Origin of the sequence: Microbacterium sp. MYb54, from assembly GCF_002979515.1 — a bacterium.
Lineage (GTDB): Bacteria > Actinomycetota > Actinomycetes > Actinomycetales > Microbacteriaceae > Microbacterium.
On sequence record NZ_PCPA01000012.1, the window covers coordinates 1 to 11351 of the forward strand.

Consider the following 11351-nt stretch of genomic DNA (forward strand, 5'->3'; position numbering starts at 1 on the left):
CACCCCGCACATCGCCGACGCCGCCCGCTCCGACTGCAGGGTCCACCCCCGCCGAGCCCGGCTGGACCGCCCCCGGCGACGACACGGCATGATCCGACGGCTCGACGAACTGTTCGTCCCCGATGGGGATGAGGCCCGACGCTGGGCCGAGGAGGAGCTCTCCAATCCGCGCTACGCCGACGCGAAGCCGACGTGGTTCGACCTTCTGGCGCGTGACGTCGGACGCTTCCTTGCCGATCTGTTCAGCTCACAGAACGGGGCGAACGTCGGTCCTTCCGCCCTCATCATCGTCACCGTCGTCATCGTGGCCGCATTGATCGTCGCCCTCATCATCTGGGGCAGACCACGCAGCTCGCGGGCGATCCGACGCGCACGCACCGACCTCCTCGGCGCGAGCGACGACCGAACCGCCGCGCAGCTGAGATCCGACTCCGAGCGGGCCGCGCGTGAAGGCGACTGGGATTCGGCGACCATCCTCCGATACCGTGCCCTCGCGCGCGGTCTGCTGGAGCGCGACCTGATCGATCCGGCCCCCGGCGCCACGGCCCAGTCGATCGCCCGTGAGGCGAGCACGGTGTTCGCAGACGAGGCCGAGGCGATGCGCCGCGCGGCCGTCTCCTTCGACGATGTCCGCTACCTCGCGCATCCTGCGACCCCCGAGAGCTACCGCGACCTCGCCGATACCGATGACCGGCTCCGTGCACGCCGCCCGGAGGCGGTGCCGGTATGACCGTGATCGAACAGGAAAGCCCAGCCCCCTCGACAGCGGAGCATCGCCCGAGCCGCGCGAAGACGATCATCGGCTGGGTGATCGTGGCCGCCCTCGTGCTGATCGTCGCGTTCATCGCCCTCCGGGTCAGTGTGACAGGGCCGGGAGATCGCGGAGCGCTCGACCCCGAAGGCCGAAACGATGCCGGCGCACTCGCGCTCGCGGAGATCCTGCGCGATCAGGGCGTCGACGTCGATGTGTACCGATCTCGGGCCGAGGCGCGCGCGGCGATCGACGAGAACACGACGCTCGTGATGGCCAACCCGTACACGCTGACCGACGAGGCCCTGGAAACCCTGATGGACCCGGCCGAGCGCGTCGTCTTCCTGTCCACGAGCACACACCTGCTGAAGCTGCTCCGAATCGGCGAGAACGCCTCAGGAACGCTCCCCTCCGTGTCCGCTCAGTGCGACGCCGCCGAGTTCGCAGACGTCGGAACGATCCGCGCGGACCGGCTCTTCACCGCCGCAGACGGCGTGAACGCCTGCTTCGGCGGCAGCGAGGGGGCCGCCGTCCTCATGGATGGTCGGACGAGCCCGCTGCACGCGGTCGTCGAAGGCACGCGGCTGTTCAGCAACGAGTACCTCGCCGAGAACGGCAATGCCGCCCTGGCGCTCGCACTGCTCGGACAGACGGACCGTGTCGTCTGGTACGTCCCGAGCTTCGACGACTCGGACATCGAGGCCGAGCCGACCGCGACTCTCGGCAGCCTCACGCCAGCGTGGGTGACCCCGGCGATCCTGCTGCTGATCGTCGCAGGGATCGCGATCTCGATCTCGCGCGGTCAGCGCTTCGGCCCACTCGTCGCCGAGACGCTGCCGGTGACCGTGCGCGCGTCGGAGACCATGCACGGACGCGCGCGTCTGACCGCCAAAGCGGCCGATGCTCCGCACGCCGCACAGGCGCTCCGCGACGGCGCGCAAAGGAGACTCGCCCGCAGGCTCGGGCTCGCTGTGCATGCCGGTGCCGACGAAGTCGCCGACGCGGCATCCGACCGGCTGCGGATCCCGCGCGGCACCCTGCAAGCGCTGCTGGCCGGGCCGCTCCCCGAAGACGATGCCGCGCTGATCGAGCTCGCCAGACGCCTCGATGAACTCGAGAAGGCCGTGGAAGCCGACACCCGCACCGCAAGGGGCGAAGAATGATCGAGCAGGACCGACCACCCATCCCAGAGAAGCCGAGGGAACACGTGACCGTTGAGAACCAACCCACCGACGACGCCGCACTTCGTCTGGCGATGCACCGCGTACGCACCGAGGTCGACAAGGCGGTGGTCGGCCAGGCCGGCACCGTCACCGGTCTGCTCGTATCGCTGCTCGCCAGAGGCCATGTGCTGCTGGAGGGCGTTCCAGGTGTCGCCAAGACGCTGGTCGTACGCTCCTTCGCGCGAGCTCTCGGCCTCGACACCAAGCGCGTCCAGTTCACGCCGGACCTGATGCCAGGCGATGTCACCGGCTCGCTCGTGTACGACGCGCGCACCGGCGAGTTCGACTTCCGCGCCGGACCCGTCTTCACGAACATCCTGCTCGCGGACGAGATCAACCGCACGCCGCCCAAGACTCAGGCGGCACTCCTGGAGGCGATGGAGGAGCGTCAGGTTTCGGCCGACGGCGTCAGCCGCCCCCTGCCCGACCCGTTCCTCGTGGCCGCGACCCAGAACCCGATCGAGCACGAGGGCACGTACACGCTGCCGGAAGCTCAACTGGACCGCTTCCTGATGAAGCTCGTCGTCGGCATGCCGGAACGCGACGCCGAGGTGTCGGTACTGCGCCGGCACGCTGAAGGCTTCTCGCCGCGCGAGCTGACGGGAGTCGAAGCCGTGGTCACCGCAGACGAGATCCGCGCAGCGCAGCAGGCAGCGGCAGCGGTCGAGGTCACCGACGACGTACTCGGATACGTCGTCGACCTCGCTCGCGCGACCCGCCAGTCCCCCTCCGTCGAACTCGGCGCCAGCCCTCGCGCCTCGACCGGTCTGCTCGCGGCCGCGAAGGCGTGGGCCTGGCTCAACTCCTCCTCCGCAGTCACTCCCGACCACGTGCAGACGATGCTGGTTCCGGTGTGGCGCCATCGCCTCCAGCTGCGACCGGACGCTCAGATGGAGGGTGTGTCCGCCGATGCCGTGCTCACCTCGGTGGTGCAGCAGACAAGGGTTCCGATCTAGGTGTTCGTCACCGGTCGACTCGCCGTCGCCCTCGCCGTCGGCATCGTCCCGCTGGTCCTCGCAGGGCTTGCGGGCTATCCGGCGTATGCGGTGCTCGGCGTCTGGATCGCCCTGTGCGTGCTCCTGGTCGCCGTCGACGTCGCTCTCGCCGCGAGTCCACGGACGGTGACGGTGAGCCGCAGAGTGCCCCAGCGCGTCCGCATCGGCGAGCAGGTGCCGGTGAGCGTCGCTGTCCACAACCACGGCACGAGAGTGCTGCATGCGGTGCTCCGCGACGCCTGGCAGCCGACGGCCGGAGCGCCGGTGGAACGACAGCACCTGCGCCTCCCCCCTGGCGAGCGTGGCCGTGTCGCGATCCCGCTCCTGCCCCGCCGACGCGGCGAGCTCGTCAGCGAGTTCGTGATGATCCGCTCGCGCGGCCCGCTCGGCATCGCCGGCAGGCAGGCACGGCATTCCGTCCGCGGAGCGATCCGCGTGCTGCCCGCGTTCTCCTCCCGCAAGCACCTGCCGTCGCGCCTGGCGAGGCTGCGCGAGCTAGATGGCAACACGAGCATCCAGGTGCGCGGTCAGGGCACCGAGTTCGATTCCCTGCGCGAGTACGTGCGCGGCGACGATGTGCGCTCGATCGACTGGCGGGCGACGGCCCGCGCCGGCACGACGATGCTGCGCACCTGGCGCCCCGAGCGCGACCGACACGTCGTCATCATCGTCGACACCGGACGCACTGCCGCGGCCAGGGTAGGAGACGGCACCCGTGTCGACGCCGCGCTCGAAGCCGCACTCCTGCTGGCAGCTCTCGCCTCCCGGGCCGGCGACCACGTGCACCTGTTGATGTACGACCGGGTCGTGCGTGCAAGGGTGACGGGTGTCGACGGCGCAGCGCTCCTGCCAGCCCTGACGGATGCCATGGCACCAGTGCATGCGCGCCTGGTGGACACCGACTGGCACGGGGCGTTCGCCGCAGTCCGCACGCTCACCACGCGGCCCTCGCTGATCGTCGTGCTCACCGCACAGGACGCCGCCGAGTCCGCCCGTGGCTTCCTCGGGGCATTCCCGAACGCCTCTCGAGCGACCACCGTGCTCGTAGGGTCGGTGACCGATGACGGTATCGCCGCCCTCGCACGCCGACGCGACTCGCGAGAAGACGTGTACCTCGCTGCCGCGGCCGAGCGGACTCTCCGTGACGCGGAGAATGTCGCCGACGCGATCCGCAGGGCCGGAGGGGAGGCGATCGCCGCCGACCCCGAAGAGCTGCCCCCGAGGATCGCCGACCGCTACCTGGAGTTGAAGGCCGCCGGTCGGCTCTGATCCCGCGCGCGCGGGCGACCCATGATCAGCCAGCGACGAGGCGAGGGGTGCCCGCCTCATACTCGACGAGATCACCGGTCGCGCCTTGTCGATACGCCCGCCCGCCGACCACCAGCATGTAGATGAGGAAGATCGCGAGGGCGGCGGCGCCGATACCGATCTTGACCGGCCATGGCAATGCCCACCCGGTGACGAACCCTTCGACGAGCCCTGCCAGGAGAAGCGCGAAGATCAACCCCATCGCGACGGTCGCGAGTGCTCGCCCCTCCTCGGCCAATGCTTCGCCGCGCGAACGTCGTCCCGGTGCGACCCAGGCCCAGAAGACGTGCAGGCCTGCGGCGGCCGCGACGAAGATGCAGGTCATCTCGAGCATGCCGTGCGGAAGGATGTAGAGCACCATGAGGTCGGCCTTGTCGTGCGCTGCCATCACTGCGCCCGAGGTCCCGAGCCCGATCGCGTTCTGCACGAGCATGTAGACCGGCCAGATCCCGGTGACGCCGAAGAGCACGCACTGCATCGCGATCCAGGCGTTGTTGGTCCAGACCATGCCCATGAACACGGCGGCGGGATTCTCCGTGTAGTAGCCGGTGAACTTCTCGTCGGCGTACTGTTCGAGCGCGGCAGGCGGGCCGAGGGTCGCCACGAGTGCGGGGTCGCTCGCGATCCAGGCAGCGGTACCGACGGCCACAGCGATGAACGAGATCGCGATGACAAGCGTCGTCCAGCGCAACCGGTATAGCGCGGCCGGAAGCTGAAGCCGGAAGAAGCGTCCGGTCTGGGTCAGAATGCTGTCGGATGCCCCGGTGAGACGAAGCCTTGCGCGAACCAGGATCGTCGACAGGTACGCTCCCTGCGGCGAGTCGCCGACCGAGGTCTTCAGCTCTGCGAGGTCTGCGGAGGCCGCGCGATACCGCACGATCAACTCGTCCACTCCGGCGCCATCGAGACGGGCGCGGCTGAGTTCGTCCAGCCGCTCCCATTCGGCGCGGCGTGCATCAGTCAGCGCATCGGCATCCACCTGATTTACTGTACTCATGTCTGTCCCGATCGACGTCTCCGACGAGGTGCTCTCCGGCGAAGCCGTCGCGATCGACGTGCAGCCCGTTGGCTTCCTGCTGCGGGCACTCGGTGCGGCGATCGACATGCTGCTCGGATACGGCGTCCTCATCCTGTGGATCTTCCTGAGCATCTGGCTCACGGACGCCGGTGTACTCGACGAAGCCACCAGCCGGATCGCCATGGTGGCATCGCTCGTCGTGAGCTTCGTCGTGCTGCCGATCACGATGGAGGTCGCGCTGAAGGGACGCAGCCTCGGCAAGCTCGCGGTCGGGGGGCGCATCGTGCGCGTGGACGGCGGCGCTGCCGGATTCCGCCACGCATTCATCCGTGCGCTTCTGGGAGTGCTCGAGATCTACATGACCTTCGGTGGCATCGCCGTGCTCACGGGCGCCTTCAATGCGCGGTCACAACGACTGGGCGACCTGGTTGCGGGGACGTACAGCCAACGCGTCCGCACGCCCGCGCTCCCCTCGCACGTCCCCGTGCTCCCGCCGGCACTCGCCGGTTGGGCGCAGATCGCCGACGTTGCCCGTCTGCCTGATCGGCTCGCGCGTCGCATCTCGCAGTTCCTTCAGAGCGCACCGCGCATGATCCCCGCCGCGCGAGCCCGCGTCGCGCACGACCTGCTCACCGAGGCGACGCCCTTCGTCTCGCCCCTGCCTCCTACGCCACCTGAGCTGACGTTGATCGGGATCACGGTGCTCCGCCGGGAGCGTGAGCGCAGGGCGCTCGAGAACGCCGATCGGCGCGCCGAGCGACTCACCGGTCGGCGCGTCGGCGTCTGAGACCGCTGACCGGAACCGACGGATCATCGACCGGCCGGCGCCTGGGCGTCATGAACGCCTCCGCGTCACTCAGTAGCGGTAGTGCTCGAGCTTGTAAGGGCCGCCGACCGGTACCCGGATGTACGCCGCCTGCGCCTCGCTGAGAGTGGTCAGCTGCACTCCCAGAGCGCCGAGGTGGAGGCGTGCGACCTTCTCATCGAGGGCCTTGGGCAGGACATGCACGCCGGTCGGGTACGCCGCGATGTTCGTGAACAGCTCCAGCTGCGCGAGCACCTGGTTGGTGAACGATGCACTCATCACGAACGACGGGTGTCCGGTGGCATTGCCGAGGTTCATCAGACGCCCCTCGCTGAGCACCAGGACACTGCGCCCGCCGGGCATGCGCCACTCGTGGACCTGCGGCTTGATCTCGACCTTCTCCACGCCTTCGAGCGCTTCGAGCCCCGCCATGTCGATCTCGTTGTCGAAGTGGCCGACGTTGGCGACGATCGCGAGATGCTTCAGCGCCTGCAGATGCTCGGTCGTCACCACGTCGCGGTTGCCGGTGCCGGTCACCACGATGTCGACCTCGCCGGCGACGTCGATCAGCCGCGCGACCTGGAACCCGTCCATGGCGGCCTGCAGAGCGCAGATCGGGTCGACCTCGCTCACGATGACCCTGGCACCCTGGCCCCGCAGCGCCTCGGCAGCGCCCTTTCCGACATCGCCGTAGCCGCACACGAACGCGACCTTGCCCCCGATGAGCACGTCGGTCGCACGGTTGAGCCCGTCGGGGAGCGAGTGACGGATGCCGTACTTGTTGTCGAACTTGCTCTTGGTCACCGAGTCGTTGACGTTGATCGCGGGGAAGAGCAGATCGCCGGTGGCGGCGAGCTCGTACAGGCGGTGCACACCGGTCGTCGTCTCCTCAGTGACGCCGATGAGGCCGGCTGCGAGCTTCGTCCAGCGATCGGGTGAAGCCGTGAGCGATCCGCGCAGGAGGTCGAGGACGATCGTGTACTCGTGCGTGTCGGCGTCGGTCGCCGTCGGCACCGCACCGGCTTTCTCGAACTCGACGCCCTTGTGCACGAGCAGGGTTGCATCTCCGCCGTCGTCGAGGATCAGGTTGGGGCCGTCGAAGCCCGCCGACGACCAGTCGAAGATGCGATCGGCGCAGGTCCAGTACTCCTCGAGCGTCTCGCCTTTCCAGGCGAAGACGGGAACACCGGCGGGCGCATCGATCGTGCCATCGGGGCCCACGACGACGGCCGCTGCTGCCTCGTCCTGCGTGGAGAAGATATTGCAGCTGGCCCACCGCACCTCGGCGCCGAGTGCCACGAGCGTCTCGATGAGGACCGCGGTCTGCACCGTCATGTGCAGGGAACCCGCGATCCTCGCTCCCCTCAGCGGCTGCGCAGTGCCGAACTCCTCGCGGAGCGCCATGAGTCCCGGCATCTCATTCTCCGCAAGTCGCAGCTGGTGACGGCCGGCTTCGGCGAGAGACAGGTCGGCGATGCGGTGCTCGAGCTCAGGCATCTTGTCATTGTTCCATCCTGTTGACGCCGACACAGCGTGTGTTCAGAAGCGAATCGCGTCGATCACTTTCACTCGCAGCGCGACGAGTGCGGGGATGAATCCCGAAACCGCGCCGACGATCACCGAGGCGATGAGTCCGACCAGCGCAGCCCGCATCGGGAACGGCGGGATGTCCTGGATCCCGTAGAACATCGAGGTGACGACCCACTCCGAACGCAGCACCGCGACGACGATCGCGATCCCGATCACACCGGCGACGGTCGTCGCGACCAGGCTCTCCAGGAACACCGAGAAGAAGACCCGCCCCGAGCTGGCACCGAAGGCTCGTCGGACACCGATCTCCCGCACGCGCTGACGCATCGCGACGAGCTGGATGTTGATCAGACTGAGCGCACCGAGTGCGAGGATCAGCGCGGCGATGCCCCCGGTGACCATCTCGAACGTGGCCTGAGCATCCAGCGCTCCCGGTTGCGCAGCCCAGTCTGATCTGTTCACGGTGACCGTCTGCCCCGCGGGCAGGCCTGCGCGCAGGTCCATCGCCAGCACGGGCGCGATCTGATCCACCTGAGTGGGACCGACCCAGATCTCGTACTGCGTGGTCGAGTCCTTCGGCAGCGCATCGACACGAGCTCGGTACGCGTCGTAGAGCAGGTCGACGCGCAGCTCCTCGTCGCCGAACCCCTGACGCGGGGTGATGCCGATGACCTGGTAGGTCCCCCCGGCCGGGCCGGTGATCGACACGGTCGGATGCTGCGTCAACGGCACTCGACCGAGACGGTCCCAGAGCGCCTCCGTGATCACCACCGGAGGCGCCATCGCTTCGATGTCCGAGTCGAGGAACCAGCGCCCCTCGAGAAGCTGCTCGCGGTGGATCTGCGAGAACGCGGGGTCCATCACCCGCGCCGGAACCTTGGTGATGCCCTCAGGCAGCTGCACATCCAGCACCACGCCCTGCGAGATCCGCGCCGTATGGCTGAACCCGAACCGTTCGGACGCGCGGCTGAAGCGCTCATCGAACTCGTCGGCGTCGACCGGTGTCCCGTCGTCGCTGCTGACGGCCACCACGACCGTGGCCGCTCGCCCACCCCACCGGTCCGACTGCTCGGCCTGGAACTGTCGCTGGTACTCCGAGATGGCGACCACAGCGGTGAGTGCGCCCACCGAGACCGCGATCCCGATCAGGCTGAGCAGTACCCGCAGCTTGTGCACGCGGATCTCCGCCCACGCGTCCGCGAGCGCGCCGAGGAATCCGGTCATGAGACGCCCTCCGGCGACGCCGAGGGCACCGAAGCTGCGAGGGTCGAAGCCTCGAAAGCACGACTGAGGTCGGCGGTCTCCAGCCGACCCGCATCCAGACGGTAGTGCCGGCGCGCGCGAGCGGCGACGTGGAGATCATGGGTGATGGTGACCAGCGCGGCATCCGTCTCGGTGGCGACCTCGTCGAGGAGGGACATGACGGATGCTCCGGTGTCGATGTCGAGCGCGCCCGTCGGCTCATCCGCGAGGATCAGGACGGGCTTGCGCACCAGAGCCCGCGCGATCGCGACACGCTGCTGCTCACCGCCGGAGAGCTTGTCGGCGATCTGCTCGACTCGATGCCCGAGGCCGACACGGCCCAGCATGTCTGCGGCGATCTGGCGCCGGTTCCAGAACATGCGTCCCTTGGCGTGGCCGAGCGGCATCATCACGTTGTCGAGCGCCGTGCGCCCCGGCAGCAGGTTGAACTGCTGGAACACGAAGCCGACGTTGTCTCCACGCAGACGATCGAGACGCCCTGACCGCATCCGGCGCACCTCACGCCCCTCGAAGGCGACCGTTCCCGAGGTGGGCGCATCCAGCATCCCGAGGATGTTGAGCAGGGTCGACTTGCCGGATCCCGAGCGTCCTACGATCGAGACGTGATCTCCTGCGCCGACCTCTAGGGTGACGCCGCGGAGGATCTCCAGCCGGGAGTCGTCGGCCAGGAGGACGCTCTTGGAGACGTCCTCGAGCGCGACGAGGCTCACCAGCTCATCCCGCTGTCACATTGCTCCACGCCAGGGGACACCTCGTAGCAGAATTCCTCGACCGGAGCGACGAACCCCGGAACGAACTGACGGATGCTGTCGCCCTCGGCCAGTCCCTCCGTCACCTCGACCATGACGCCGTCGTTCACGCCGAGCGTGACCGCCCGCTCCTCCGGGTCGGTGCCGTCCCCGGCATCCACCCAGACCTTGCCCGAACCCGCACCGCCCTGGACCGCGGTGACCGGGATCACGAGTGCATCGTCGACCTGACCGAGAGCCAGATCCATCGTCGCGGGGAGACCGGCGAAGACGGTCTGATCGGCCGGGATGGCGCAGCGCACGTTCGCTGTGCCCTCCGCGGTCACCTGCACACCCACCCCGGTGCAGGCGAACGGCGCAGGGCCTCCGGTGATCGTGACCGTCGCCTCGGTGGGAGCGTTTACGAGTCGGTACAACTGCACGGGGTCGACGGTCGCGAGCAGGTGGTAGCGCGACGGGGTGAGCTTGTAGGTCTCGGTGCCGACGGTCGTCGCCTGTCCCTTGACGATCGCGAACTCCGAGACGTCGCCTGCCTCGGGGGCCAGCACATCGATGTCCTTGCGCGGGTCGTCCTGACGGACCGTGTAGAGCTTCTGGCCCGCGGCCACCGTCGCGCCCTCCCCCACATGCACCGCGAGAACCGCGCCGTTGAGCTCGCTGCGAACGGTGTAGGCCTCGTCGCGCGCCACGTTGCCGCTGAGGCTCAGCGCGTTCACCACCTGGCCACGCTCCACCAGCACCGCGGGGTCGGTGATGCCCGATTCGGGGCTGACCACGCTCTCCGCGCGATCCGGGAAGAAGGCGATCTTGACGAGTGCGGCGGCGCACGCGCCGAACACCAGTACGAGAAGCAGGGGGAAGATCCAGCGACGCCAGACGATCACGAGTGCCTTTCCGGCCGCGCCGCCCTGGCACGCCTGCGGTCAGCGTATCCAGAGATCGAATTCTCTTCAGGCGCGCGGGACCGCGTGTCGGGGCAAACGCTGTCAGGCGCGGAGTGCCTCGTGACGCACGACGAGCCAACCGGTGGGGACCGAGAGTCGGTCCGCGTGCGGTGAGCACAGATCATGCGCCTGAGGATCGTTCGCGGCGCCGAGCGGGCCGAGCGCCGCCATCTGGTCGCCATAGTCGTAGGTGAGGGTGGCCACGGCCTCTCGCGCGCAGCCGACCTTCGAGCACAGTCGTCCGTCCATCTCCGTCAGCGTACGACGCACACCGGTCGGCACCTCGGAGGCCGCGCCGCGCGAGCCCGGTACCGCCTAGACTTTCGTCATGCCTCGTCGCCGCGCCACTCACGCCTCCGCGGCGCCTCGGCGCGGTGCACGACACGGGCGACACGGGCGTCTAGGCCGCAGCGAGGTCGTGCGTCCACCGCTGGCCCCGCTCGATGGTCGTATCGACAGGTTCGACCTCACGGTCGGCACGGCCGTCGAATTCCTCCGCGGAACCTGGCCCGAGTTGCAGGACGTCAGGTTCGAGATCGGCGCGATTCCTGGATTCGACGCGACCGAGGAGGTGCCGCGCTGGCACCTCGACCGGAAGAACCAGCGCATCGTGCTGTTCCGGCTTCCCATCGAGCGTCTTCTGCCTCCGGGTCACGACGACGCAGCCCACCGTCGGATGGCGATCGAGAGCGCGGTGTTCCGGGCGGCTGCGGAGTACGTCGGCCGTGAGCCGTGGGATCTCGGCCACGACCACTGACTCACCGC

General features: G+C 68.7%; 12 protein-coding genes. 6 read left to right on the plus strand and 6 right to left on the minus strand.

Going from position 1 to position 11351, the window contains the following annotated elements:
* Positions 1-88 precede the first annotated feature (88 nt).
* From CQ040_RS13390 to CQ040_RS13405, 4 genes are all read left to right on the plus strand, one after another.
* On the plus strand, positions 89-730 hold the full coding sequence (locus tag CQ040_RS13390) for a DUF4129 domain-containing protein (RefSeq protein ID WP_028503715.1): 642 nt from the start codon (positions 89-91) through the stop codon (positions 728-730).
* Entirely contained in the window at positions 727-1914 is a 1188-nt protein-coding gene (locus CQ040_RS13395; RefSeq protein ID WP_105526854.1) for a DUF4350 domain-containing protein, read from the plus strand. The genes CQ040_RS13390 and CQ040_RS13395 overlap by 4 nt, the downstream gene beginning before the upstream one ends.
* 92 nt (positions 1915-2006) lie before the next feature.
* Positions 2007-2930, plus strand: coding sequence for a MoxR family ATPase (locus CQ040_RS13400; RefSeq protein ID WP_258131373.1), 924 nt, complete (start codon positions 2007-2009; stop codon positions 2928-2930).
* Positions 2931-4238 carry a DUF58 domain-containing protein gene (locus tag CQ040_RS13405; protein WP_105526855.1) on the plus strand — a complete coding sequence of 436 codons (1308 nt, stop codon included), beginning with the start codon at positions 2931-2933 and terminating at the stop codon, positions 4236-4238.
* Between the two features lie 25 nt (positions 4239-4263).
* On the opposite strand, the gene CQ040_RS13410 is transcribed toward CQ040_RS13405, so the two are convergent.
* Complete coding sequence (locus CQ040_RS13410) at positions 4264-5256, minus strand: stage II sporulation protein M (protein ID WP_028503711.1); 993 nt, start codon at positions 5254-5256, stop codon at positions 4264-4266.
* A gap of 16 nt (positions 5257-5272) precedes the next feature.
* Here CQ040_RS13410 and CQ040_RS13415 point away from each other — a divergent pair, with 16 nt between their 5' ends.
* Complete coding sequence (locus tag CQ040_RS13415; RefSeq protein ID WP_105526856.1) at positions 5273-6082, plus strand: RDD family protein; 810 nt, start codon at positions 5273-5275, stop codon at positions 6080-6082.
* Between the two features lie 69 nt (positions 6083-6151).
* Here the strand turns inward: CQ040_RS13415 and ahcY are convergent, their stop codons facing one another.
* The 5 genes from ahcY to CQ040_RS13440 form a co-directional block, all read right to left on the minus strand.
* Positions 6152-7597, minus strand: coding sequence for an adenosylhomocysteinase (ahcY, locus tag CQ040_RS13420; protein ID WP_105526857.1), 1446 nt, complete (start codon positions 7595-7597; stop codon positions 6152-6154).
* Between the two features lie 42 nt (positions 7598-7639).
* Complete coding sequence (locus tag CQ040_RS13425) at positions 7640-8854, minus strand: ABC transporter permease (RefSeq protein ID WP_105526858.1); 1215 nt, start codon at positions 8852-8854, stop codon at positions 7640-7642.
* The gene (locus tag CQ040_RS13430; protein WP_036274599.1) at positions 8851-9603 is read right to left on the minus strand and encodes an ABC transporter ATP-binding protein; all 753 of its coding nucleotides are present in this window, start codon (positions 9601-9603) and stop codon (positions 8851-8853) included. The genes CQ040_RS13425 and CQ040_RS13430 overlap by 4 nt, the downstream gene beginning before the upstream one ends.
* Positions 9600-10526 carry an efflux RND transporter periplasmic adaptor subunit gene (locus CQ040_RS13435; protein ID WP_105526859.1) on the minus strand — a complete coding sequence of 309 codons (927 nt, stop codon included), beginning with the start codon at positions 10524-10526 and terminating at the stop codon, positions 9600-9602. The genes CQ040_RS13430 and CQ040_RS13435 overlap by 4 nt, the downstream gene beginning before the upstream one ends.
* Positions 10527-10628: 102 nt before the next feature.
* On the minus strand, positions 10629-10835 hold the full coding sequence (locus tag CQ040_RS13440; RefSeq protein ID WP_028503704.1) for a DUF3499 family protein: 207 nt from the start codon (positions 10833-10835) through the stop codon (positions 10629-10631).
* A 79-nt stretch (positions 10836-10914) separates the two neighbouring features.
* Here CQ040_RS13440 and CQ040_RS13445 point away from each other — a divergent pair, with 79 nt between their 5' ends.
* A complete protein-coding gene (locus CQ040_RS13445; RefSeq protein ID WP_258131355.1) occupies positions 10915-11343 on the plus strand; it encodes a metallopeptidase family protein in 429 nt (142 codons plus the stop codon).
* Positions 11344-11351 lie beyond the last annotated feature (8 nt).

Excerpts from the sequence above, each read along its gene's own strand:
- CQ040_RS13390 (WP_028503715.1), top strand. The coding sequence starts at position 89 with ATGATCCGACGGCTCGACGAACTGTTCGTCCCCGATGGGGATGAGGCC.
- CQ040_RS13395 (WP_105526854.1), top strand. The coding sequence starts at position 727 with ATGACCGTGATCGAACAGGAAAGCCCAGCCCCCTCGACAGCGGAGCAT.
- CQ040_RS13400 (WP_258131373.1), top strand. The coding sequence starts at position 2,007 with ATGCACCGCGTACGCACCGAGGTCGACAAGGCGGTGGTCGGCCAGGCC.
- CQ040_RS13415 (WP_105526856.1), top strand. The coding sequence starts at position 5,273 with ATGTCTGTCCCGATCGACGTCTCCGACGAGGTGCTCTCCGGCGAAGCC.
- ahcY (WP_105526857.1), bottom strand. The coding sequence starts at position 7,597 with ATGCCTGAGCTCGAGCACCGCATCGCCGACCTGTCTCTCGCCGAAGCC.
- CQ040_RS13425 (WP_105526858.1), bottom strand. The coding sequence starts at position 8,854 with ATGACCGGATTCCTCGGCGCGCTCGCGGACGCGTGGGCGGAGATCCGC.
- CQ040_RS13440 (WP_028503704.1), bottom strand. The coding sequence starts at position 10,835 with ATGGACGGACGACTGTGCTCGAAGGTCGGCTGCGCGCGAGAGGCCGTG.
- CQ040_RS13445 (WP_258131355.1), top strand. The coding sequence starts at position 10,915 with ATGCCTCGTCGCCGCGCCACTCACGCCTCCGCGGCGCCTCGGCGCGGT.